The sequence below is a fragment of the Sutcliffiella sp. NPDC057660 genome (assembly GCF_042800035.1).
Classification (GTDB): domain Bacteria; phylum Bacillota; class Bacilli; order Bacillales; family Bacillaceae_I; genus Sutcliffiella_A.
Window position 1 is genome coordinate 98,428 of record NZ_JBHVHV010000012.1, and the last position, 22,875, is coordinate 121,302.

A 22,875-nucleotide genomic window follows, 5' to 3' on the forward strand; every position below is an offset into this window, starting at 1 on the left:
TTTTTGAGTAAGGAAAGGTAGTAAAAAGCTCATCATCGCCATGATGAAGAGCTTTTTGAGATAGGTATGGCAGGGAAAAGCTCATCATGACTTTGATGAAGGGCTTTTTGAGATAGGAAAGGTAGGGAAAAGCTCATCATGACTTTGATGAAGAGCTTTTTGAGATAGGAAAGGTAGTGAAAAGCTCATCATTGCCTTTATGAAGGGCTTTTTGAGTTAGGAAAGGTAGAAAAATGCTCATCATGACCTTAATGAAGAGCCTTTTTCCCCTGAATCCTCAATAAAAAGTCCATCATAAACTTTATAACGAAACCCCTCCCAAACATCTGCACTGAATTTCTCCAAAAATCAATTTTATTAGTAATTTTACTCCAAAATACTATTTTCAAATATAACAAGGATATTGTCGAGAGATGCAGAATATAGGGAGATGACACAAAAAAAGGAGTGAATCAATGTTTGTAGCAAAAAGAGAAGATGGTATCCTTATAACCTTGCATGATCACAAAGACACGTCATCACAGGAGACGATAAAAAAGTACAAGTATAATTGCCCGGCATGTGATTCGGAAGTGAAACTTAAAAGCGGGAATATACGAAGAATGCATTTCGCTCATCTGAACACAGAATGCCGAGCTTCCACCGAAGCAGAAACCTTCTATCATTTAGAGGGAAAAGCAAAGCTCTATCAGTCATTGAAAATAAGTGGATCCCCCGAATTGGAATACTATATCCCGCAGACCATGCAAAGAGCGGATGTATTTTTGAGAACCAAGCAGGACTTTGCATTTGAGTTTCAGTGCTCTACCATCCACCCTTCCATCATCGAACAAAGATCCACACTATATGAATCAGAATCCATTATTCCCATCTGGTTAATCGGCAAAGAAAAGCTCGGAAACATCCAACCCTATATGAAACTATCCGCGTTTCAATGGTCTTTTTTACAGAATCATAAAAAAGGCGAATCCCCCTACATCTTAAGCTTTTGTCCACAATATTCGGTCTTTCATTACCTTCACCCACTTTTCGGATTTAACAGCCTTGATTCCTATATATTCTCAAAAACAAGCAAGGAATGGCAGCTGCATCCCCCACATAACAGAAAAACCCCGCCAAGCTATTGGAAAACAAAATGGCTACATTCGAAAAGGAGATGGAGATACGATTTCTGTCTATACCCGGCATACCAGAAGTTACGTAATTATTGCTACACGAAAATGCAAATCCCGCTGTCATTATGTCCTGCAGCTATTGGAATACCGATTTCTTCTTCTTATTGGTTTCAGACCCCGGTCCTCCAGTGGCAGGCCTGGATTTATTTTGACTCCATCTATCATACCCCCGTCGATTCCATCATTCACATTCCATCCCTGATGAACCGTTTTAATCAACGCATCCAACATGCCCATGTGAAAGTCAAGCAGCTTCCATTAGTAAGATTTGGACATTATACAAATGCTATTATAGAATACCTGGAGAAACTATGCGCAGTTGGCATTCTGAAGAAAGAGAACGACCTGGTCTTCAGGAAGGCAGTAAGTGAAAAAAGATACAACACGATGGAAGAGGCAACAGCACATGATAAGGACATTCTGGACAGGATTGTCTTGAAAGTGTGAACAACTACATTTAATGAAAAGAAAAGAGGGAATAATAAGCTTGCGTCGAATAGGTAAAAGATGCATTTTTTAATTTTTTTCAAGGGGGTACCAATTTATGGCAGAACAAACAGCCGTTAAAAAACTACAAGAACGTAAAGATATCTCTGCAGAAGATACATGGAGATTGGAAGATATTTTTTCAAGTGATGAGGCATGGGAAAAGGAATTCCAGGAAGTAAAAGCGATGATCGGAAAAATACAGGACTTTGAAGGATCACTATCCAAGTCGGCAGAAAACCTGTTTGAAGCACTTCAATACCAGGATTCCATCTCAAGCCGTCTAGGCAAGCTGTATACATATGCTCATATGCGCTATGACCAGGATACTACAAACAGCTTTTACCAAGGCCTGAATGACCGTGCAACGAACCTTTATACACAGGTGGCAAGCGCGTTATCATTCGTTGTACCGGAAATTTTGACGATGAAGGAAGAGGAAATAGCTAAGTTCCTTCAGGAGCATGATGAGCTTTCCCTTTATAAGCATTCACTCGACGAAATTAACCGACAACGTCCACATGTATTGTCTGCAAAGGAAGAGGCATTGCTCGCGGAAGCTTCCGAGGTGTTATCCGCATCCTCCAATACTTTCGGCATGCTTAACAATGCAGATCTGACATTCCCATCTGTTAAAGATGAGAATGGGGAAGAAGTGGAAATTACACACGGCCGTTATATACGTTTCCTGGAGAGCGAGAATCAGGAAGTGAGAAAAAATGCTTTCAAAGCTGTTTATGAAACTTATGGGAAATACAAAAATACTTTTGCGAGCACTTTAGGTGGGACTGTCAAAAAGGACAACTTCCAGGCGAAGGTCCGCAATTACGATTCTGCGCGTCAATCCGCGCTAAGCAATAATAATATCCCTGAAACGGTGTATGACAATCTAGTCGATACGGTCAACAAGAACCTGCACCTGCTTCACCGATATGTGGAACTACGCAAAAAGGTGCTTGGTGTGGAAGAGCTTCATATGTATGACCTATATACCCCACTGATCAAGGATGTTAAGATGGCTGTTACGTATGATGAAGCAAAGGAATATATCCTGAAAGGGCTGACTCCACTTGGAGAAGAGTATTCAGAGATTCTGAAAGAAGGCTTTGAAAACAGATGGGTGGATGTACAGGAGAACAAAGGGAAGCGTTCAGGTGCTTATTCTTCCGGAACTTATGGAACCAACCCGTATATCCTTATGAACTGGCAGGACAATGTCAATAACCTGTTCACTCTTGCACATGAGTTCGGCCATTCCGTACACAGCTATTATACAAGAAAGACTCAGCCTTATCCGTATGGAAACTATTCCATCTTTGTCGCGGAAGTGGCGTCCACTTGTAATGAGGCATTATTGAATGATTATCTATTGAAAACCATCGATGATGATAAGAAGCGTCTTTATTTACTTAACCACTTCCTGGAAGGATTCCGTGGCACTGTATTCCGCCAAACGATGTTTGCAGAATTTGAGCACAAAATCCATGAGCTTGCTCAGAGTGGTGAGGCTCTGACATCCGACCTGTTGACAGAAACCTACTATGAGCTGAATAAGAAATATTTTGGTGACAGCATCCATATTGATGAGGAAATCGGTCTGGAGTGGGCAAGAATTCCTCACTTCTATTACAACTATTATGTATATCAATATGCAACAGGCTATAGTGCAGCGACTGCTCTCAGCAAGCAGATCCTTGAGGAGGGCCAGCCAGCAGTTGACCGCTACCTTGAATTCCTGAAAGCGGGCAGCTCGGACTATCCAATCGAAGTATTGAAAAAAGCAGGAGTGGATATGACTCAGTCCACTCCGATCGAAGAGGCATGCAAAGTGTTTGAAGAGAAGCTGAAAGAAATGGAAGAGCTTCTGTCGTAAAATGTAGGCTTTGCTAATTAGAAGTGTTGATTTTTGCGAATATTAGCTGTTGATTGGAGCAATAGGCGAAGACTCCTCGAAAATGCGAGCATTTTCTTCGTGCGATGTATCGCTGCCGCAGCCTTCCTTGTCCTGCGGGAGGTAGCGTTTAGTGGAGACCCCACAGGCGAAGCCGAGGAGGCTCTCGCAAGCCCCGCGGAAAGCGCAGCCTAGTGCGGAAATCAACAGCGGTGTTCAATGGTGACAAAATATAAAAAGACTCCCCATCAATTTGAATGGGGAGTCTTTCACTTTCTAAACCCTCGGAATCGATCCTTATTATTGAGCATGCCCATAAACAGAAACACAGAAAAAAACAATAGGGGCGAGGTAAAATAAAGAGGGTATATTTCCAAAAGTCCTAATATGTTGATATAAAAGCAGAATGCAATAAACAGTATCGCAAGAATAAAGGGCAATTTATTCATGACTTAACTCACCTTCCCGGCGTTTTGTCCACTCTTAGTTATGTGTATGTGACAAGTCCTCAATCTTTTCCTTAAAAATGAATTTACTGCTGTTTGTGACAATGTTGTGAAATTGAAGGGAAAGTACTTGTCAAAAGTCGACAAAATTTGATATATTAATATCGTGAAACGATTCACAAACAAACATATACCCCTTTGTTTGACCGTGAAAAATTTCTCCCATCCCCTTTGTTGTCTATATGACAAGAAGAAAGCCTTGGTCCCAGACCAAGGCTTTTCTTTATATCACGATAATTATCAAGCTAAATATCTCCAAAACGTACCGTATTTTACAGGTACCTGTTCGACTTTCTGTGCCAGCTGAAGCTTTTTCAGCTCCCGTTCCACTTCCACAATCGGCAGGTTATAGACGACCGATATTTCTTTTGTGGCAACAAATTGGAACTGCTGCAGAAAGTCCTCCAAAGGTGGCAACATTGTAGGGAAGGGGTACTCACCGAGCATGTCCTGTAATATATGGACATACACATCATAAGAATGATAGCCGGATACCTTGATTCCTTCTTCCTCAATATTTTCATTGAAGAATACAAGCGTCGGTATTTCATTTACTTCCATCTCATTTGTAATCTTCAAATCGCACTGCAGCGCCTTGGCGGCGCTTTCCCCGTTCATATCACCCATGAATTCCTCTTTATCCAATCCAACCGATTCTGCACAGTCAATGAGTACAGTAAGCTCTGAAATATCCTGCTTTTCGAGAAACAGTACCTCCTGAAGCTTGCGCAAAAACTTGGTGCCAGCTTTTTTTCCTTGCAATTCCGCCGCTTTGATTGCCATGGATGCGGCATAAGGAGTTGCGATAGGGTTTTCAAGCCAAAGTGAACCGTCACAGGACATCCCGGAACGAGTAGCCGTCCTCTCCCAAACCTGGGCCATGGAGGCGGCGTAATGCTTTTTTGATAAATTAAGGGAGGTCAGCCTGCCGCTCAATACGTGTTTGATTGTAAAGTACTGGCCGTACTGCATCTGCAATTTTTTTAGTATCGGCTCCAATGCCCAGCATTCAGGGCAAAGGGGATCAATGAAAAAGTACACTTCAACCGGTTTGTTTGTCGTATGTCGGATATTATTTAAATAGAAAAGCTGTTTATCGTTACAGGTCACATGAATCTTCCTTTTCTTCAGGTTTGTCTGGGGTATTAACCATATGATGAGCCGTTAAAACTAAACGCTGAAAAAATTCTTTTCGATATGAACCCTCAAGTCCAATTTCATCCATTGCTTCTTCCATACAGGCCAGCCAAGCATTTGCACGTGTTGGGGTTATTTCAAAAGGCAAATGGCGTGCACGCAGCATCGGATGTCCGTGTTCACTTGTGTAAAGGGAGGGACCTCCAAGATACTGGGTAAGAAACTGCTTTTGCTTTCTTGCCGTTTCCGTCAAATCATCAGGGAATATGGGAGCTAAATCAGGATGGCGACTGACACGTAAGTAAAATGCATCTACAAGTTCATGAATAACCTGCTCTCCGCCGATTAGTTCAAAGGGTGATTGTATGTTATTCATTTTTCTTTAACTCCTTATTCAGTTCAATGTGTGATTGTATGTATATTTTAGCAATGTGCTTATTATATCTCAAATATTTCGCTTCCAATCTTACAAATAATAGGTGGGGGAAGGACAAAAAAGAGCAAGCGCCTAAAAGCGCTTGCTCTAAAAAGATTGTAATAGGCTTAACTCATCAAACTCCCCGTGACCTTGCGAACATAGTTGATGGTTTCTTTAAAAGGGGGAATCCCATTATACTTGTCCACATTGCCTGGACCCGCGTTGTACGCTGCAAGTGCAAGGGATACATTCCCGTCATAGCGGTCGAGCATTTGACGGATATACTTGGTACCGCCCATAATATTCTGTCTAGGGTCGGTTGCATCATGCACACCAAGTCCTTTTGCGGTCTGTGGCATCAGCTGCATCAATCCTAGCGCACCGGCATGACTTTTTGCAGAGGGATTGAAATTGGATTCATGCTGAATGATTGATTTAATCAATGAGGGGTCAACTCCATACTTGACCGAAGCCTCCTCGATAAGATCCTCGTAATCAGATCGTACGGCCACACTGGAGCCATTGCTTTCCGCTATTTTCGATAGGGCAGCTTCCGGTAGATAGTTGGATAGGCTTGTAAGGTGAGCCATGTTCAATGGATGAGAAGATGCAAATGGTCCAGCATTCTTCTCCCCGCTATTCGGCTGTTGCAGTAACCCTTCAAACAGACTGGCAAAAGATTGATAGCTTGCAGTCGGGGAATGGGATGTCTTGTTGCTCTGCAGATTCTGCAGGGCTTGTATTTGGATCATGGAACGAACTTGATCAATATTCATTGCTAATCACCTATTCATTTAGTCTGCACACTTTTACATCATAAAAGCGGGCAATTTTATTTTTCGTTTCGCGGATTGGAATTTGATGCTTTCTTAGCAACTCGTGAAAAGCCTGTTGTCCTTCTTGGTAATTGCTGACTTCATATTCCATTTCAAAATCGCTGGTCTGCAGATAGTGGCTTTCATCCAATACAAGAAGACCATTATTATAAGGAATCTCCACACGATTTGTTTTCAGGGATCCGAAGTAATGAATATCTGATGAATCAATACCAAGCTCATCCTTCAAAATATCAGCGATGACTCCCGGAATAAGTCCTTGGTCTTCATCGAACATAATATCCTTTTCTTCCCCTGTAATGGCTTGATGGGTCTCAAGCAATCCTTCGTTCGCAGGCTGTTTGAGTGTAAGGGTGTATGTTTCCCCTTTTTTGCGGATGCGAAGTGCACAGCCACATTCCTTCAATTCAAATCTATCCGTATCAAAATAATGGTTTTCCTGAGAAAAGAAATCTTCCGGATGTACTTGAAAGCTAGAGCATAGAGTGGTAAATTCCTCAAAGGTGAGAATGTTTTTAAATTCTATTTCAATTTCCTGATGGCTCATATTATTACCTCTCATAATTGGTATACTTCCATTATCACTTGCTTTTATTTAGATAGCAACGATAAACTGTTATTCTTGTAAGAATGAAAAAATCAAGATCATTTCCTTTAAGCATAGGGAGCTAAACTAAAGATTAATGTGAACAATAAACTCCCTGTTGGTCTCCGTTCCAGGCGTTCGCTTTCCGCGGGGCTCCAATCCGTCCCCGCGGAAAGCAAGTGTTCGTAGCGGAAATCAACGGGCTCCATTTAATGGTTACAATTATCAAAATAAAACAGCCAAAAATCAAAAAGTAGCGTTTCCATTTAGATGATAACTGGGAATTATGATAAAATAAATGTAGGATTTAGGTTGGAAGGAGATTATTATGCAAAAGAGAATAGAAATCACACACACATCATGGAATGAAGAGCAGCTTTTACTTCAAGCGGATCCTGTTTCGTTTTCATTGGAGCAAGTGGCAGCGGGCAATAAAATGCTTGTGGACTCTGATAATTTATCCTTTATTTATATATTGGAAACGCCTTCGGAATTCATCTATGTAAGCGTGAAGGATACATATTGGCAAGATTTGAAAAAAGCGATGGAAGAAAAGAAGGCGATTGTACTTGTCGTTGATAAAATGGCCTTGCTTTTAACAAACATAGAAGAGGAACTGGGCTATTTGCTAGAGAACATAAAAGATAACGCCAATTACGGGGAAGAGATGGAGAAACGAGTAAACGATATTTTCTAAGGGGTTTGGCCAATTATGATACAGCATTGGGATTTGTTTTTAGCACCTTATAAACAGGCTATTGATGAAATGAAAGTGAAATTGAAAGGGATGCGCAGCCAATTTACCATGCAGTCGGAGCATTCTCCGATCGAGTTTGTAACAGGTAGAGTAAAACCGATAGCAAGTATCTTGGACAAAGCGACAAGAAAAGGCTTTTCGCTTGAGAAGCTGGAAGAGGAAATGCAGGATATAGCCGGAGTCCGGATGATGTGCCAGTTTGTGGATGACATCTATCGGGTTGTGGAATTGCTGCGGATCCGGAATGACTTTGAGATTGTGGAGGAAAGAGATTATATTTCCACAAAAAAAAGCAGCGGGTACCGTTCCTATCATGTCGTGATCAGGTATCCGGTACAGACTATCGACGGTGAAAAGAAAATACTTGTGGAGATCCAGATTCGTACGCTTGCCATGAATTTTTGGGCAACCATCGAGCACTCCTTGAATTATAAATATAGTGGGCAATTTCCTCAGGATATCAAAGAGCGTCTGGTACGTGCGGCTGAAGCGGCATATCTGCTTGATGCGGAGATGTCACAGATCCGTGGAGAGATTCAGGAAGCACAGGCCATATTCTCCAGGAAGAAAGAAAACAAGGATACAGATTAAGTTTTGCCATGGCTTCTTGAACAATATCTTATTTCAGGGGTGGAAGTATGAAGTTTGCAATTACCTCCAAAGGGGATTCCGTGTCAAATACGCTCATGCATAAAATGCGGACGTACTTGCAGGATTTTGAATTGATCTATGATGAGGACCAGCCTGACATCGTCGTGTCGGTAGGTGGAGATGGTACATTATTATATGCTTTTCACCGATACCGCAGCAGGCTTGATAAAACGGCATTTATCGGGGTGCATACCGGACACTTGGGTTTTTATGCAGATTGGGTACCGGAAGAGATTGAAAAGCTTGTCATCGCCATTGCCAAAACTCCTTATCAGATTGTGGAGTATCCTCTACTTGAGGTAATCATCCGCTATATCGATGGTGGACGGGAAGCAAGATATCTTGCATTGAATGAGTGTACAGTGAAAAGTGTGGAAGGTACGCTCGTCATGGATGTGGAAATCAAAGGACAGCTTTTCGAGACGTTCAGGGGAGATGGACTATGCATTTCCACTCCATCAGGCAGTACAGCATACAATAAAGCGCTTGGCGGAGCCATTCTCCATCCTTCTTTGCCGGCGATCCAATTGGCTGAAATGGCTTCCATCAATAATCGGGTCTTCCGTACGATCGGATCCCCGCTTGTCTTGCCTGATCACCATACCTGCCTATTGAAACCGGTGAATGATGTGGATTATCAGATAACGATTGACCATTTGACGCTTCTGCATAAGGATGTAAAGTCCATACAGTGCAGGGTGGCAAAAGAGAAGATCAGATTTGCGCGCTTCCGTCCCTTTCCGTTCTGGAAACGGGTCAGCGATTCATTTATCACGGATAAGTAAGAAAGAGGAGTATATTGTGAACGTGTTTACGTTAAAATATCTAGTTGATGAAGCGGATTCCGGAAAGCTTCTGCGTGAATTTCTAAAAGAAAAACAGATCAGCAAAACGGCTCTCACTGAGATTAAATTTTTCGGTGGGGGCTTGTTTGCCAATAATGAGAGAGTGACTGTCAGATATCCGTTAAAAGCGGGAGACGAGATAATGGTGGAATTCCCTAGGGAAATTCCGAGCGAAGATGTGGTGCCGGAAGCCATACCGCTAAATATTGTCTATGAAGATGATCATTTATTGGTTATCGATAAACCTGCCAATATGGCATCCATACCATCCAGGGAGCATAGAAAGGGCACCTTGGCTAATGCGCTGCTGCATTACTATCAATCCTGCGGCTATGAGGCAACCATACATATTGTGACAAGGCTTGACCGCGATACGACCGGCTTGATGCTGATTGCGAAACACCGGCATTCCCATCATCTTTTTTCTTTGCAGCAAAAGAAATATGCCATCAAAAGAAGATATGAAGCGATCGCACACGGGAGGATGGAAATCGGAAGTGGACGAATAGAAGCTCCTATCGGCCGGAAGGATACAAGTATCATTGAACGGGAAGTCAGACCGGATGGTCAAAGGGCGATTACTAACTATGAAGTGCTAGGCGGTCATCGGGATTATTCTCATGTATCGCTCTGGTTGGAAACAGGGAGGACGCATCAGATAAGGGTGCATATGGCGTATCTGGGTCATCCATTGGCTGGCGATACCCTTTATGGCGGAGAAAAAACACATATTGCCAGACAGGCGCTTCACAGTTCTGAACTCTCGTTTTATCATCCAGTCAGAGAAATGCAGCTAACCTTCCATTCAAGACTGCCGGAGGACATGTCAAGCCTTGTGGAGAAAGAAGAAAGCTAGTTGGATGGCTTTTTTCCTTCTTCTTCATAGTCCCACAATTCCCGGAATTTTTCCTTCACAAACGGCATACTGGACGGGACCGATTCGACTGTCATTTCAGGGTATCTTAATGAGGACAGCTTGCCTCCAAATACGGCACCTGTATCAATATTAGCCGTCCTATTCACCACTCTGACTTCCCGAACCGGTGTATGTCCGTATACAATCCATGCATCCCCATCGTAATGGACTGCCCAATCCCTCCTGACCGGCATGCCGTTTTCATGAAACTCACCCGTAATATCACCATACAGGACAAATGATTTCACCCTATTGCTGTTTTGGCCGATGTAATCCTTTTTGATTCCTGCATGTGCAATGATCAGCTTTTTATCATCCAATACATGATAGAGGGGAGCATTTTCATATAGGGCAATAAACCGGTTTTTTATTTTCTCTTGATCTTTTTTGGAAAGCAGTTCATATTCTGCAACCGTTGTTTCAAGTCCGTGTGTTTGCTGAACTTTATTTCCAAGAAAGAAGCGATAAAGCTTATTGCAATGGTTCCCTGGAACATAGTAGGCTAGATCGTTCGCCACAAGATCACTGACGGTGCTCACCACTTTCAAAGAAGCGGGGCCCCTGTCTGTTAGGTCTCCCACAAAAGCAAGTTTTCTACTTTCAGGATGTACAAAAAGGCTGTCCCTTTTTCCGTACCCCAATTTTTCTAATAACTTATTTAATTCATCATGGCAACCATGAATATCCCCGATTATATCTACTTTCATGAACAATCTCACCTTTCAGTTATTAATGAGTGAATAAAAAAACCTAGAGAATACTAAATATAAAGCAACTTATTCGTTATGAAGAATGTGACATCCTTTATCTTTCTGTTAATTTTTACGTTTAATTATACTCCCGATTGGTAAAGCGTGGTATAATTTCTCCTTATAATATTGCTGTTTTCGCATACATTGTTGCTTTTGACTAATGCAACATACACACGTAACAGTCTTTACTTTCGTGCTTTTTTCCGGTTTGCTCGCTTTTTTTCTTACTTGATTTTTTTGTTCTAATAACTGTAAAAAATCCAAAAGCCGATTATTTACGGACAAAAGCAACAAACTTTAAGAAAAAAGCTTATTACATAGACATATGATTGGAGATGATATGGATGTTTGAACTGCCAATCAAAGAGCCTGTTCTCGTATTTACGATAGCCATGATCACATTTTTCATATTTCCCTATTTCATGAAATTATTGCGGATTCCTGGTTTAATCGGGCCAATTCTGGCTGGAGTGATCATCGGGCCAAATGGACTTGGCCTATTGGAAAGAAGTTCGACCATAGAGCTGTTGGGAACAGTGGGGCTTGTTTTCATCATCTTTATTGCAGGACTGGAAATGGACTTGGACGGCTTTAAGAAATACAAAAACCGGAGTATTGTTTTTGGAATGCTATCCTATTGGATTCCTCAAGCTGTAGGAATTTTCATCAGTCTTCTCCTGGGCTACAATTTGGCAGCGGCTATACTGATCGGCTCGATCCTTGGCTCTCATACTTTGTTGGGATATCCCATTGCAAGCCGCCTGGGGATTGGGAAAAGTAAAGCCATCACGACTGCTGTGGGTGGAAGTATTCTAACTGACATGTTTGCCCTGTTGGTATTGGCTGTCATCACAGGTGCAGCAGCAGGGCAGCTTGATATTTACTTTGGCATCAAATTGACCATTTCCCTCATCGTGTTTGTTGCCATCATTTTCCTGGGTACACCTTTTATTTCACGGTGGTTTTTCCGCAACGTTTCAACGGAAGGACCGACTGAATTCATTTATGTCATGGTACTGTTGTTCACAGCCGGATCACTGGCACTTATAGCAGGTTTGCAGCCTATCATCGGAGCATTTTTGGTAGGGTTGGCATTGAATCGCTTCATCTTTGAACAGGGGCCATTAATGAATCGGATACGCTTCACTGCCAATGCGATATTCATTCCATTCTTCCTGCTGTCGGTAGGTATGCTCATGGATCTAAGTGTCCTGGTTGGCAATCCGAAAGCATGGATATTGACTTTGGCGATTGTTTTTGGGTTATTGTTCAGCAAGTATATGGCTTCATTCATTACGAGCAAGTTCTATCGATATTCAAAGGATGAGCGCCTTGTCATATTTGGATTGACGACTCCACAGGCGGCAGCCACACTTGCAGCGACTTTGGTCGGCTTTAATGTTGGTCTGCTTGATCAGGCTACTGTTAATGGTGTCATCATCATGATTTTGATTACATGTATCATCGGTCCTTACCTGGTTGAAAAATATGGCCGGAAGCTTGCTTTGATCGAGGACCAGCGTCCAATCAAAAAAGGGGATGCGCCGGAACGGATTCTGATTCCGATTGCCAATCCCAATACAATGGCATCACTTCTTGATCTGGCATTTGTCATACGGCAGTCCCTATCAAAAGAGCACCCACTATATGCGCTTAGCGTTGTACAGAGGGACATTTGGGCTTCTGAAGGCGATGTTGCAAAAGCGGAAAAAATGCTCGGTCAGGCTGTTTCGTATTCCAGCGGAGCAGATGTCCCGATCCGTGTCACTACAAGGGTGGATCGAAACATAGCCATCGGAATCAACCGGGCGATAGCGGAAGAAAGAATTACCACGCTAGTTGCCGGATGGAATGGGGAGAGAAGGGCTCCTCAGAAAATATTCGGTGGAGTCATCGACCAGGTGCTGGATCAATCCAATGTAACTGTTCTCATCTCCAAGCTTGGTCACCCATTGAACACGACAAAGCGTATCATCCTTGTTCTGCCGAATGGAATTGATCACAAGCCGGGTTATTGGGATGCACTTGCCACCATCAAACAGATTGCCAGTAATCTTGGGGCGACCATTCATTGTTATGCCATCAAAGGGTTCCCAGATACTTATAAAGCACATATGAGGGAAATCAAACCGAATCCTCCGACAGAAGTGGAGTGGGTGGAAGGATGGACATCCCTCTATGAGGACCATTTACCGCAGTTAATGGAAGATGACATTGTAGTGGTCATCAGTGCCAGGAAAGGTACGACAGCATGGCATCCACAGCTCGAGAAGATACCGGGCAAGCTCGCAAAAATTAATCCCGGAAGCTTCATCATCTACTATCCTACCGAAGCCAAAGAAGACCTCCGCGGCACGCGTGGAACAGAATTGCCTAAGGAAGTGCTCCTCGAGCGGGATTATGATTAATGAGATTATGAATGGGCCGATTTTACAGGTAGATGAATCGGCTAATTATGATGGAAGAAAAAGAAAAGTTCGCATTTCGACAGGATTATGCTATAATTATGACTAGGTACTAATAACTTATATAAATAGGAGGATATAAAAATGACTTTATCCTTAAATGGTCGTACATACGTAGTAATGGGTGTGGCGAATAAAAGAAGTATTGCATGGGGCATTGCCCGTTCCTTGCATGATGCAGGAGCTCGACTAGTATTTACTTATGCAGGAGAACGCTTGGAAAAAAGCGTTCGTGAATTGGCAGAATCCCTTGATCGTAATGATTCCTTGGTACTTCCTTGTGATGTAACAAAGGATGAGGATATTTCTACGTGTTTCCAGCAGATCAAATCAGAGGTTGGAACCATTCATGGACTTGCGCATTGCATCGCTTTTGCCAACAAGGAAGAGCTGCAAGGCGATTACATGAATACTACAAGGGACGGCTTCATGCTGGCACACAACATCAGCTCCTATTCCTTGACTGCAGTTGCGAAGGAAGCAAAAGGCCTGATGACTGAAGGGGGCAGTATAGTAACTCTGACTTATCTTGGTGGAGAAAAAGTGGTTGCCAACTACAATGTGATGGGTGTTGCAAAAGCAAGCCTTGATGCAAGTGTAAAATACTTGGCAAACGACCTAGGAAAGGTTGGCATCCGTGTCAACTCCATTTCCGCAGGCCCGATCCGCACTTTATCCGCTAAAGGCGTAAGTGACTTCAATTCCATTTTAAAAGAAATAGAAGAGAAAGCTCCGCTTCGCCGTGTAACCACACAAGAAGAAGTGGGAGATGCTGCATTATTCCTCTTCAGCGACCTTGCCCGCGGCATTACAGGTGAGAACCTGCACGTGGATTCCGGTTACCATATTTTGTGATATGAATGACAGCACCACCGAGGACTTCCGGGTCTTCGGTGTTTTTTTTGCATGAACTGATATAAAACCCCTAATAAAAAATGGACATATTCCCTTCCGATTTCGCACCTCTACCCATACTAGGCACAGGAATCTAGGATATTTTATAGAAAGGAGGGAAACAAACGGATGAAAGTGATAGTGTTAGATCCTGGCCATGGTGGTCAGGATCCAGGGGCTGTATACCAGACTTTGATGGTAAATGATGTAAAATAATACATGGCAAATTTAAAATGAGGCTGGGACAAAAGTGTTTTAGCCTAAGTAAAAACCGAACTAATTTGAGTTTCCGTTCAAATTGGTTCGGTTTTTTAAAAGTATTAAAATATGCGTTTAGGTTTTAGATTACACTAGCGGTTGATTGGAGTGCAAGACGAAGACTCCTGCGGGAGCAGTAGTCAATGCAAGACCCAGCAGGCGAAGCCGGAGAGGCTCGCGGGTCACCCGCTGAAAGCGAAGTCTTGCACGGAAATCAATAGCGGTATTTTGAGCCGGCACTTAAATTATTCCTCTTTTTGTTAGATTTTTTTAGTTTTGTCCCAGGCCCTTCTTTCATTTTATCAACTGATTCAATGCCCCGGATTTAATTCTTTCATATTCAAAAGCCTCTGCCAGTTCCGTCTCCAATAGCGGAGTTTTCCGGACATAGCGCTCGCGGATCACATCATACAGTTCATATGGGAAGAGCATGTCAATGAACATGATTTCCTTTTGTTTTTCTGTTAAAGGCGAGATGGATTCATAGGCATTGATCATGATATGGAACTGTTCCTCATTCCATACTCCAGTAGTGTCAAGCAGGGGAATAATCATTTTACGAAGGTCGCGGATCGGCAGGTCAAAGGAAACCGTGTCCAGATCAATAACCCATATCTGTCCGTCGTCGCCAAGCAGGGAATTTCCTGTTCCATAGTCCTGATGACAGAGAGTCGGGGAACCTTTTAGTTCGGATACCCACGCCGGATATTCTGACTGCAGCAGGCGTGCCAATGTGCTTCTGCCCTCTTGGATAAATGGATCGATCTCTGCTAAATAAAGTTGTGAGAATGGATCCTCTGGCATAGTTTGAGCCATGAGTTTCCATGTTTCCATCTGCTGGCAGCGCTTGATATAATGGTTCGGCCAGCGACCCAGCTTGGTGAAAATGGGAATGCCATCTGGTGGACGATAGCCGATGGAAGCCGTATGGAATTCCGCCAATCCTTTCATGATAAATTCAAGGTCTTCCTGGACGGTCAATTCAAATGGACGCCCTTCGATCCATTCATAGACAACAAACAGGAAGGGGCCATGCTTTGTATAGAGCACACCGTGTTTATTTGGAATGATGCCGGGTACTCGTGTTCCCTTCAAGGCCAGATAGTTTTGTGCATTTATGGAAAATAAAGCCTTCTTTTCAGGGCGATGAATTCTTTTCAGGCAAATCGGTCCTTCGCTCGTATGTATTTTCCATACAAGCGCCATTTGCCCACCTTGTACCACCTCGATTTGAGTAACGGTGACCTCCCAGTTCTTCAGTATTGTCTCCGCCAAGGAAATCAGTCGTTGTTCTTCTTCTGGTGATAACACATATTCCTCTTCTGAAGCTTCATTAAGAATTTGCTTGTTTTCATCTGACAAACGATCCACCATCCTCTATTAAGCTGCAGCTTTTAGCTTGCTGCAGACACCTAAGATTGTTTTTGCACCCGATTTGGGAAGTGCATTTTCTTTAAGGTATGGTTTTTTAAGAGAAAGTGTTAAAGAACAAGAGGAATTTGTTACAGTGGAAACGCCCTTTTTCGAAAAGGGAAGAGGGAAAAGCTTCAAATATGGCGGCTCATCCATACGATACTTATAAACTACCGTTTTTAGGTGAATGGAGGTAACATATGAAAATTGCATATATTGCAACAGAAAAGCTTCCAGTGCCGGCTATTCGTGGTGGTGCGATACAGATCTATATTGATTCTGTTGCAAAAATCATTGGTACAAAGCATGATGTCACAATTTTATCCATACAGCATGAAGAACTGGAGCAGGAAGAAAGAAGAGGGCATGTCCGCTATATCCGTTTCGATGAAAAGAAGTACCTTCCTTCCATTCTTTCTCATATCAGCCAGGAGAACTATGACGTGATCCATTTATGTAATAGACCAACTTGGGTGAAGCAGGTTAAAGAAGCTGCTCCACAGACAAAGGTTGTTTTAAGTGTCCATAATGAGATGTTCACCTTTGAAAAATTGAGTGAGGCAGAAGGAAAGGAATGCTTGAATATTGTTTCAAAGGTTGTTACAGTCAGTGATTTTATTGGAAGAACCATCACAGACAGATTTCCTTTTGCAAAATCCAAAGTCCGGACCGTTTATTCGGGTGTGGACCTTGATACATTTCAGCCATTGTGGACAGCAAAAGGGAAACAGGCAAGAAATCAGGTTCGGGAAGAGCTGGGTCTGACGAATAAAAAGGTGATTCTGTTTGTAGGAAGATTAAGTAAGGTAAAGGGACCGCATGTTCTTTTGCAGGCTCTTCCTACCATTATTCGGGAGCATCCTAATGCCATGATGGTTTTCATCGGATCCAAGTGGTTCGGCGATGACAATATCAATAACTATGTTAAGCATCTATATACCCTGGGGGCGATGTACCCCGAGTACGTAACTTTTATTAAATTTGTCAAACCGGTGGATATTCCGAAATTATTTGCCATGTCGGATGTTTTCGTTTGTTCGTCCCAATGGCAGGAGCCCCTTGCACGTGTTCACTATGAAGCAATGGCAGCAGGGTTGCCTATTGTGACAAGTAAAAGGGGAGGAAATCCGGAAGTTATAGATGAAGGGCGTAATGGTCATGTCATATCCGACTTTGAAAACCCGGAAAGCTATGCAAAAATCATCAATTCTTTACTCCACAATGCAAACAACCGCGAAAGTATGGGCAAATATGGCCGGAGCAAGGTCGAACGGGAATTCTCTTGGAAAAATGTAGAGAATAACTTACTGGCCGTGTACGAAGATGCAGCAAAAAAATAAGAAAGAAAGGTGATGTCTTGTGGAAGAACATCAAGAGTTGGAAGAGCATCAAGAGGTGGAACAGCATCACTTGCAGCAGGTACTGGAATATTATCCTTTTGAGATAAATGATGTGAGGCTGCTTTCGAGCAGAAGTGGAAGAACGACCTGGGAAGTGGATACCACCGAAGGTAAGAAAATTTTGAAACAGGCAAGCATGCAGCCTGAGAGAATGCTGTTTATCGCAGGTGCACATCAGCATTTGCATAATAATGGATTAGCAATTACACCAATCCACGAAACTAAAAATGGGGGAATCTGCATCGGTGCGGGTTCATTTGGGTATGTGCTCTATGACAAAGTAGAAGGCAATGAAGTCATTTACTACAATAAAGAGCAGATGCTGAAAGCCATGGAATTTGCAGGGGATTTCTATCAATCATCCAAAGGCTATATACCTGCTGAAGATAGCAAAACACGCGGCAGATTGGGTAAATGGCATAAACTGTTTCGCTGGAAACTTCAGGAACTGGAAGGGAATAAAACGATTGCGGAGTCCTATCCGGCAGATGCTTTCTCCTTGCTTTTCCTGGAGCATGTGGATGATATGATTCAGCGTGCAAAGCAGGCATTAGCAGCACTGGATGAACCTGTCTATCTGGAAGTTTCCAAAGAGGTAAGCAACCTTAAAGGCTTCTGCCAGCAGGACTTTACTTTGGCTAGATTCACGGAAGTAGATGGTGCACCCTTTATGAAGGAGCTGCACTCCATTACGTATGACCTGCCAACAAGAGATCTTCGAATCATTTTAAATAAGATGATGAAAAAGTTTTCGGTGTGGGATGATCATCTCGTGTTTGACCTTCTTCGAGCATATCATAAAACAAATCCTTTATCGGAGAACTATTACAAAGTGCTCAACATGGATCTCTTATTCCCGCATCTGTTTTGTGCAATCGGCCATAAGTACTTTCTGGCGCAAAAAAGATCGTGGTCGGATGAAAAATATATCTGGGCCTTACAGAACATCATCGCTCTTGAACAGTCCAAGGGTGATTTCCTCAAGAGGTATTCTTCCATTTACGGGGAAATCCTTTCTGGTCATGGGGAGGGAAATTAAATGTCAGAGAATCCGAAAATACCAAAGCTGGAGCTGGAGAAATTCACTTTCTCCCCTCCAGGCCCAATGGGTTGGAATATGGCGGAGTATGAACAGCTGTTGGAAAACCCTGATCAACTTGTACTCAATGAGTCCACAGTCAATTCACAGCTGGATTCTTTAAAAGGAATTCAATTGGTGGAATATTCATTGAGTGGAGAATTAAAAGCAAAGCATATGACTAAAACACAGTCCGCTACTGAAAAAGTTTTGGAAGAAGTTCCAGAAATCATAATCGAGGTATCTGAATTGGTAGAAAAAGTTGTAGAGGAAGAGGTTGCAGAAGAAGTTGTAGAGGAAATTGAAGAGGAAGAGGTAGCAGAAGAAATTATGGAAGTACCCGATCCTCCTCAAAAGAAAGTAACCATTATCATAAAAGAAACGTCCTTGAAAATGCCTTGGATCTCACAGGAATTGTCCAAAACCAAAAAAAATAGGTAATAAATCCGCAAATGTTACTCATCAAATTCGGATACTCTAGCATATGTTATATATATATTAATAATTATATAGATAAAGTAGGAGTGATAAGGATGACAAATGAAGTGCGAAAAGCAAAGCTGAAGCTGGATTTCGAAAACGGCTTTAGCTTGAATCCCGATTTGAATTCTGAAGAAGCTTTAAAAGCAGTACTAAAAGCTTTAAAGGAAGGCGATGTTTCTGAAGTGAAAATTGCTGTTGAGTACAATGATGGCACAGAAGAGGACTATGAAGAGGACGAAGAGGAGGATGAAGTAGAAGCGGAAGTCAACGATGACGACGATGACGATGACGACGATGACGACGATGACGATGACGACGACGATGACGACGATGACGACGATGACGGCGATGACGACGATGACGGCGATGACGACGATGACGACGACGATGATGACGACGATGACGACGATGATGATGACGATGAAGAGGAAGAAGAAGAAGAATAAAACAATAAAGAAAGTGCCAGGTTCTCTTTTTAGAGTTCCTGGCGCTTTTCAGTTGTTTCGTCAAGTTTGGAATAGAGGCGGTACGGAAGAAAGTACGTGGTCATAGACTCTGTTCAGTCTGTCTGATACATGCTTGTAAGTGAAATTTATCTCAATGAATCTACGGCCATTATGGCACATCCAGCGTGTCAGCTCAGGTTCAGTCAGGCAGTAGTGGATGGCTTTTGTGAAAGCACTTGGTTTGTTGTAGTCGTCAATGATAAAACCATTGTATCGATCAAGGATTACTTCCGCATTGCCGCCTCTATTTGTAGTGATAACAGGTATACTTGCAGCCATCGCTTCATAGTGGACCCTTGCAAGTGGTTCATTCCATTGGGAGCTGCAGACAAATACATCACCGCCAAGAAAGGCTTCATGGATGAAGTCCGCTGGTATATATTTGGTGAAGATTATTTTTTCTTTAAAGGGCAGAGCCTGTTTGTAGAGAGAGTAGACATATTTATTCATTCCGTTGTCACTGAACCACTTGCCGCCTACCACGAGCAAAACAATGTCCTTGTGTACTTTTAACAGTTGTTCCAATGACTTAATCAGAATATGGGGACCTTTTGTTTTGCTTAATCTGCCGACAAAGAGGATGACTTTTTTTTCTTCCAAATTATATCGTTTACGGAAATTGCTTCGAATCTGCTGCCCTGCCATGCTTTGACGTAAGGGAAAAGATGCAAGGTCGACGCCTGAATAGACAACACTGATTTTCTTCTCCGCTTCTGGAAAACGCTCTACCACGGTCTTTTTGATAAAATTGCTCACCGTAGTGATGGCACTTACCGTTTCCACCACATTGGCTCCCTCTTCATCTGAAAGTTTATGGGCTGCAAACATTTCATTATGGAGACTTAGTACAAATTTGCTTTGTGGAGAGGATTGGTGGTAAAGAAGTACGTTTTTGGGACGGTTGCAGACATGGATAAGGTCAAAATGATGAAGGGTAAGTTCATTGGCAACATGATGCCGATACTCGCTTCTAGGAAAGCGGATGTAGTGAACCCCTCCTACAAATTCCCGGTCAGGAAGTTCTTCGTCTGCTACAGATATTATCGTAAGTTTGTATTTTTCTTTAAGAAATGGGGTGACGCCATCGATCATCATCTGGATGGCGCCACCTTTCACAGCTGGTGAGGGGAGCTTTTCTGTACAGATGATGGCAAGGTTTATGTCGGATTCGTTCTGTAAAGATCCTGAATATAAAGCCATTCTTTTTCTAGCCCTTCTTTTAAGGGTATGGCAGGAGAATATTCGAGTAGTCTTTCTGCTTTTGAAATGTCTGCCCATGTATGCTTCGGCTCTCCTTTCAATCTTCCGGAAAATGAAAGCAATGCCTTTCTTCCGGTAACCTTTTCTACGGTGGAGATGATATCTAGGATGGAAGAGCGTTCTTTTCCACCTATATTGATGGTCTCCCCAATCACCCCATCAGCTGTCAGCGCAGTTTTCGTAGCGGTTATACAATCATCGATATATGTGAAGTCCCGTGTCTGCAAGCCGTCCCCGAATACGGTTATCGGCTGGTTGGTTAATAGGTGCCTCATGAAGCGATGAAAGGCCATGTCTGATCGCTGTCTTGGTCCGTAGACAGTAAAATAGCGTAGCACTACAAGTGGAAGACCAAAACTGTTTTCGTACACTCTGCACAATTGCTCCCCGGTAAGCTTGGTGATTCCATAAGGGGAAAGGGGATTAAGAACTGCCTCCTCAGAGACTTTGCCCACTTTTTCTCCATAAACGGAGGACGTGGAGATGTAGATGAAGCGTTTGATATTTATGTCTTTCACAGATTCCAACAGCTTTTGTGTAGCAAGGATATTGTTGTACATATATGGTGCAAACTCATCCCCCCAGCTGGACCGTACACCTGGAATGGCAGATAGATGATAGATGGCATCCACTTCTTCTAGAAGCTGTTCGAGGTCCGTATCCAATAAATTTCCTTGGATAAAGCAGAATCGTGGATGATCCAACAGGCTTTGTATATTTTTCCTTTTAACTGATGGTGGTGTTGGACCGATGAATGTATCGATCCCGGTAACATGATAAGTAGGTTCCTCCAGCAGCCGTTCACAAAGATAAGAACCGACAAACCCTGCGGCACCAGTTACAAGAATTTTCATCTTCGGCCCACTCCTTTATAGACAAGTCCGTGCTGTTCGACTTCTTTTTTATCGACACAGTTTCTGCCGTCCAGAATCAGATTTCCCTTAAGTGACGCTTTGACATGCTTCCAGTCCAATCGGCGTATCTCTGGCCAATCGGTTGCGATAACGATGGATTCCGAGTCTAAATAGGAAGATCTCAAGGTTTTATGCTGGGTAGCTAAATGGCGCTTTCCATTAGGAAGATTTGCTTTAGGGTCAAACACATGAACATCCGCGCCAAGCTTGTGGAGGCGGGTAATCAGCTCGATGGCGGGTGAGTGCCTAATATCATCTGTATGAGGCTTAAAGGCAACACCAAGGACTGTTATCTTTTTAGCTTTTAATAGAGAGAGATGTTCTAAAAGCTTATTGATATAGGAATCTATTTGTGTGCTGTTAATCAATTGGACCGCCTCAAGGATGGGGGTATGCACGGACTTGACGGAAGCAGAAAAGTTAAGCGACTGAAGATCTTTCGGAAAGCAGGATCCACCATAGCCAATCCCAGCCTGCAGGAATAATGCTCCAATCCGAGGGTCAGTCCCCAATCCTCTTGCAACTTCGGTTACATCTGCATCATAAGCTTCACACACCCGTGCTATTTCATTGATGAAGGAAATCTTCGTCGCAAGAAATGCGTTGGATGCATACTTGATCATTTCCGCTCCATTCCAGTTTGTTATGAGAAGGGGCGCATCCAGTTTCTGATAGATTTCTTTTGCAATCGCTTCCGAAACCTTGTCACCATCCCCCAATCCAATGACTGTTTTGTCAGGATTAAACATATCTTGGATGGCTGATCCCTCCCTCAGGAATTCAGGATTTGAAACAATATTGAATAAAACTGCTGAGATTCCTTTATCCGCCATGTATTCGTTCATTCTTTTATTGGTACCAGGAGGGACAGTGCTTTTGATAATAATGGTTTTATATTTTGTTAAACCTAGGGCAATTTCATCAAATGCAGAGTACAGATAGGTCAGATCTGTACTGCCATCTTCTCTGCTCGGGGTTCCGACTGTAACAAATATTACGCTGCATTTATTTATTGATTCAGCTAAATCGGTGGTGAATGAGATTTTCCCTTTATTATTTTGAAGGAGCTCTTCAAGCTGCGGTTCATAGATGGGGACTTTCCCCCGCTTTAGGTCATTTATTTTTTTTTCGTTCACATCTATACAATAAACGGTATGACCGAACTCTGCTAAAACCGCCGTGGTGGTAAGACCTACATAACCTGCTCCGATAATGCAAATTTCCAAGAATGACACTCCCCTCATCACA

General features: G+C 42.7%; 21 protein-coding genes. 12 read left to right on the top strand and 9 right to left on the bottom strand.

The annotated features are described in order from the left end of the window. Positions 1 to 455: 455 nt before the first annotated feature. Together ACFVAD_RS15190 and pepF are read left to right on the top strand one after the other, a co-directional pair. Complete coding sequence (locus ACFVAD_RS15190) at positions 456 to 1,622, top strand: competence protein CoiA (protein WP_386641686.1); 1,167 nt, start codon at positions 456 to 458, stop codon at positions 1,620 to 1,622. A 97-nt stretch (positions 1,623 to 1,719) separates the two neighbouring features. Next, positions 1,720 to 3,534: an oligoendopeptidase F gene (pepF, locus tag ACFVAD_RS15195; RefSeq protein ID WP_386641688.1), complete on the top strand. Its 1,815-nt coding sequence runs from the start codon at positions 1,720 to 1,722 to the stop codon at positions 3,532 to 3,534. Positions 3,535 to 4,298: 764 nt separating this feature from the next. On the opposite strand, the gene ACFVAD_RS15200 is transcribed toward pepF, so the two are convergent. From ACFVAD_RS15200 to ACFVAD_RS15215, 4 genes are all read right to left on the bottom strand, one after another. After that, positions 4,299 to 5,168 (bottom strand): ClpXP adapter SpxH family protein, encoded by an 870-nt coding sequence (locus ACFVAD_RS15200; protein WP_386641691.1) that lies wholly within the window; start codon positions 5,166 to 5,168, stop codon positions 4,299 to 4,301. Next, positions 5,158 to 5,571: a globin domain-containing protein gene (locus ACFVAD_RS15205; protein ID WP_386641694.1), complete on the bottom strand. Its 414-nt coding sequence runs from the start codon at positions 5,569 to 5,571 to the stop codon at positions 5,158 to 5,160. The genes ACFVAD_RS15200 and ACFVAD_RS15205 overlap by 11 nt, the downstream gene beginning before the upstream one ends. Before the next feature lie 167 nt (positions 5,572 to 5,738). Next, on the bottom strand, positions 5,739 to 6,389 hold the full coding sequence (locus ACFVAD_RS15210) for a lytic transglycosylase domain-containing protein (RefSeq protein WP_386641697.1): 651 nt from the start codon (positions 6,387 to 6,389) through the stop codon (positions 5,739 to 5,741). A 10-nt stretch (positions 6,390 to 6,399) separates the two neighbouring features. Beyond that, positions 6,400 to 6,996, bottom strand: coding sequence for a CYTH domain-containing protein (locus ACFVAD_RS15215; protein WP_386641700.1), 597 nt, complete (start codon positions 6,994 to 6,996; stop codon positions 6,400 to 6,402). Between the two features lie 367 nt (positions 6,997 to 7,363). Between ACFVAD_RS15215 and ACFVAD_RS15220 the strand changes: the two genes are divergently transcribed. The 4 genes from ACFVAD_RS15220 to ACFVAD_RS15235 are packed head-to-tail and all read left to right on the top strand — an operon-like array spanning position 7,364 to position 10,144. Continuing rightward, the gene (locus tag ACFVAD_RS15220; protein ID WP_386641703.1) at positions 7,364 to 7,732 is read left to right on the top strand and encodes a UPF0738 family protein; all 369 of its coding nucleotides are present in this window, start codon (positions 7,364 to 7,366) and stop codon (positions 7,730 to 7,732) included. Positions 7,733 to 7,747: 15 nt separating this feature from the next. Beyond that, entirely contained in the window at positions 7,748 to 8,383 is a 636-nt protein-coding gene (yjbM, locus tag ACFVAD_RS15225; protein ID WP_386641705.1) for a GTP diphosphokinase, read from the top strand. A gap of 47 nt (positions 8,384 to 8,430) precedes the next feature. Continuing rightward, complete coding sequence (locus ACFVAD_RS15230; protein ID WP_204419192.1) at positions 8,431 to 9,228, top strand: NAD kinase; 798 nt, start codon at positions 8,431 to 8,433, stop codon at positions 9,226 to 9,228. Between the two features lie 22 nt (positions 9,229 to 9,250). Beyond that, on the top strand, positions 9,251 to 10,144 hold the full coding sequence (locus ACFVAD_RS15235) for an RluA family pseudouridine synthase (RefSeq protein ID WP_386641708.1): 894 nt from the start codon (positions 9,251 to 9,253) through the stop codon (positions 10,142 to 10,144). Here the strand turns inward: ACFVAD_RS15235 and prpE are convergent. Then, positions 10,141 to 10,911, bottom strand: coding sequence for a bis(5'-nucleosyl)-tetraphosphatase PrpE (gene prpE / locus ACFVAD_RS15240; RefSeq protein WP_386641710.1), 771 nt, complete (start codon positions 10,909 to 10,911; stop codon positions 10,141 to 10,143). The two genes, ACFVAD_RS15235 and prpE, sit on opposite strands and share 4 nt — an antisense overlap. A gap of 389 nt (positions 10,912 to 11,300) precedes the next feature. Between prpE and ACFVAD_RS15245 the strand changes: the two genes are divergently transcribed. Then, positions 11,301 to 13,364 (top strand): cation:proton antiporter domain-containing protein, encoded by a 2,064-nt coding sequence (locus ACFVAD_RS15245; protein ID WP_386641713.1) that lies wholly within the window; start codon positions 11,301 to 11,303, stop codon positions 13,362 to 13,364. Positions 13,365 to 13,505: 141 nt separating this feature from the next. Next, positions 13,506 to 14,276: an enoyl-ACP reductase FabI gene (gene fabI, locus ACFVAD_RS15250; protein WP_386641715.1), complete on the top strand. Its 771-nt coding sequence runs from the start codon at positions 13,506 to 13,508 to the stop codon at positions 14,274 to 14,276. A gap of 591 nt (positions 14,277 to 14,867) precedes the next feature. Here the strand turns inward: fabI and ACFVAD_RS15255 are convergent. Continuing rightward, the gene (locus ACFVAD_RS15255; protein WP_386641717.1) at positions 14,868 to 15,935 is read right to left on the bottom strand and encodes a spore coat kinase CotI; all 1,068 of its coding nucleotides are present in this window, start codon (positions 15,933 to 15,935) and stop codon (positions 14,868 to 14,870) included. A 251-nt stretch (positions 15,936 to 16,186) separates the two neighbouring features. Here ACFVAD_RS15255 and ACFVAD_RS15260 point away from each other — a divergent pair, with 251 nt between their 5' ends. The 4 genes from ACFVAD_RS15260 to ACFVAD_RS15275 all read left to right on the top strand — a co-directional run bounded on the left by ACFVAD_RS15260 (position 16,187) and on the right by ACFVAD_RS15275 (position 19,393). Continuing rightward, positions 16,187 to 17,326, top strand: a complete 1,140-nt coding sequence (locus tag ACFVAD_RS15260; RefSeq protein ID WP_386641720.1) for a glycosyltransferase family 4 protein — start codon at positions 16,187 to 16,189, stop codon at positions 17,324 to 17,326. Positions 17,327 to 17,363: 37 nt separating this feature from the next. After that, positions 17,364 to 18,425: a CotS family spore coat protein gene (locus ACFVAD_RS15265; RefSeq protein WP_386641939.1), complete on the top strand. Its 1,062-nt coding sequence runs from the start codon at positions 17,364 to 17,366 to the stop codon at positions 18,423 to 18,425. Beyond that, positions 18,426 to 18,905, top strand: a complete 480-nt coding sequence (locus tag ACFVAD_RS15270) for a hypothetical protein (RefSeq protein ID WP_386641723.1) — start codon at positions 18,426 to 18,428, stop codon at positions 18,903 to 18,905. A 92-nt stretch (positions 18,906 to 18,997) separates the two neighbouring features. Continuing rightward, on the top strand, positions 18,998 to 19,393 hold the full coding sequence (locus tag ACFVAD_RS15275; protein WP_386641726.1) for a hypothetical protein: 396 nt from the start codon (positions 18,998 to 19,000) through the stop codon (positions 19,391 to 19,393). Positions 19,394 to 19,453: 60 nt separating this feature from the next. On the opposite strand, the gene ACFVAD_RS15280 is transcribed toward ACFVAD_RS15275, so the two are convergent. Genes ACFVAD_RS15280 through ACFVAD_RS15290 form a run of 3 tightly spaced genes read right to left on the bottom strand, consistent with a single transcriptional unit; the run spans position 19,454 to position 22,871 of the window. Further along, positions 19,454 to 20,614: a glycosyltransferase family 4 protein gene (locus ACFVAD_RS15280; RefSeq protein WP_386641943.1), complete on the bottom strand. Its 1,161-nt coding sequence runs from the start codon at positions 20,612 to 20,614 to the stop codon at positions 19,454 to 19,456. Then, complete coding sequence (locus ACFVAD_RS15285; protein WP_386641729.1) at positions 20,611 to 21,567, bottom strand: NAD-dependent epimerase/dehydratase family protein; 957 nt, start codon at positions 21,565 to 21,567, stop codon at positions 20,611 to 20,613. Before ACFVAD_RS15285 ends, ACFVAD_RS15280 begins: the two co-directional genes overlap by 4 nt. Further along, complete coding sequence (locus ACFVAD_RS15290; protein ID WP_483887611.1) at positions 21,564 to 22,871, bottom strand: UDP-glucose dehydrogenase family protein; 1,308 nt, start codon at positions 22,869 to 22,871, stop codon at positions 21,564 to 21,566. The genes ACFVAD_RS15285 and ACFVAD_RS15290 overlap by 4 nt, the downstream gene beginning before the upstream one ends. Between the last annotated feature and the right edge of the window lie 4 nt (positions 22,872 to 22,875).

Excerpts from the sequence above, each read along its gene's own strand:
- fabI (WP_386641715.1), top strand. The coding sequence starts at position 13,506 with ATGACTTTATCCTTAAATGGTCGTACATACGTAGTAATGGGTGTGGCG.
- ACFVAD_RS15190 (WP_386641686.1), top strand. The coding sequence starts at position 456 with ATGTTTGTAGCAAAAAGAGAAGATGGTATCCTTATAACCTTGCATGAT.
- ACFVAD_RS15275 (WP_386641726.1), top strand. The coding sequence starts at position 18,998 with ATGACAAATGAAGTGCGAAAAGCAAAGCTGAAGCTGGATTTCGAAAAC.
- yjbM (WP_386641705.1), top strand. The coding sequence starts at position 7,748 with ATGATACAGCATTGGGATTTGTTTTTAGCACCTTATAAACAGGCTATT.
- pepF (WP_386641688.1), top strand. The coding sequence starts at position 1,720 with ATGGCAGAACAAACAGCCGTTAAAAAACTACAAGAACGTAAAGATATC.
- ACFVAD_RS15205 (WP_386641694.1), bottom strand. The coding sequence starts at position 5,571 with ATGAATAACATACAATCACCCTTTGAACTAATCGGCGGAGAGCAGGTT.
- ACFVAD_RS15210 (WP_386641697.1), bottom strand. The coding sequence starts at position 6,389 with ATGAATATTGATCAAGTTCGTTCCATGATCCAAATACAAGCCCTGCAG.
- ACFVAD_RS15230 (WP_204419192.1), top strand. The coding sequence starts at position 8,431 with ATGAAGTTTGCAATTACCTCCAAAGGGGATTCCGTGTCAAATACGCTC.
- ACFVAD_RS15245 (WP_386641713.1), top strand. The coding sequence starts at position 11,301 with ATGTTTGAACTGCCAATCAAAGAGCCTGTTCTCGTATTTACGATAGCC.
- ACFVAD_RS15220 (WP_386641703.1), top strand. The coding sequence starts at position 7,364 with ATGCAAAAGAGAATAGAAATCACACACACATCATGGAATGAAGAGCAG.
- prpE (WP_386641710.1), bottom strand. The coding sequence starts at position 10,911 with ATGAAAGTAGATATAATCGGGGATATTCATGGTTGCCATGATGAATTA.
- ACFVAD_RS15260 (WP_386641720.1), top strand. The coding sequence starts at position 16,187 with ATGAAAATTGCATATATTGCAACAGAAAAGCTTCCAGTGCCGGCTATT.
- ACFVAD_RS15270 (WP_386641723.1), top strand. The coding sequence starts at position 18,426 with ATGTCAGAGAATCCGAAAATACCAAAGCTGGAGCTGGAGAAATTCACT.
- ACFVAD_RS15215 (WP_386641700.1), bottom strand. The coding sequence starts at position 6,996 with ATGAGCCATCAGGAAATTGAAATAGAATTTAAAAACATTCTCACCTTT.
- ACFVAD_RS15290 (WP_483887611.1), bottom strand. The coding sequence starts at position 22,871 with ATGAGGGGAGTGTCATTCTTGGAAATTTGCATTATCGGAGCAGGTTAT.
- ACFVAD_RS15285 (WP_386641729.1), bottom strand. The coding sequence starts at position 21,567 with ATGAAAATTCTTGTAACTGGTGCCGCAGGGTTTGTCGGTTCTTATCTT.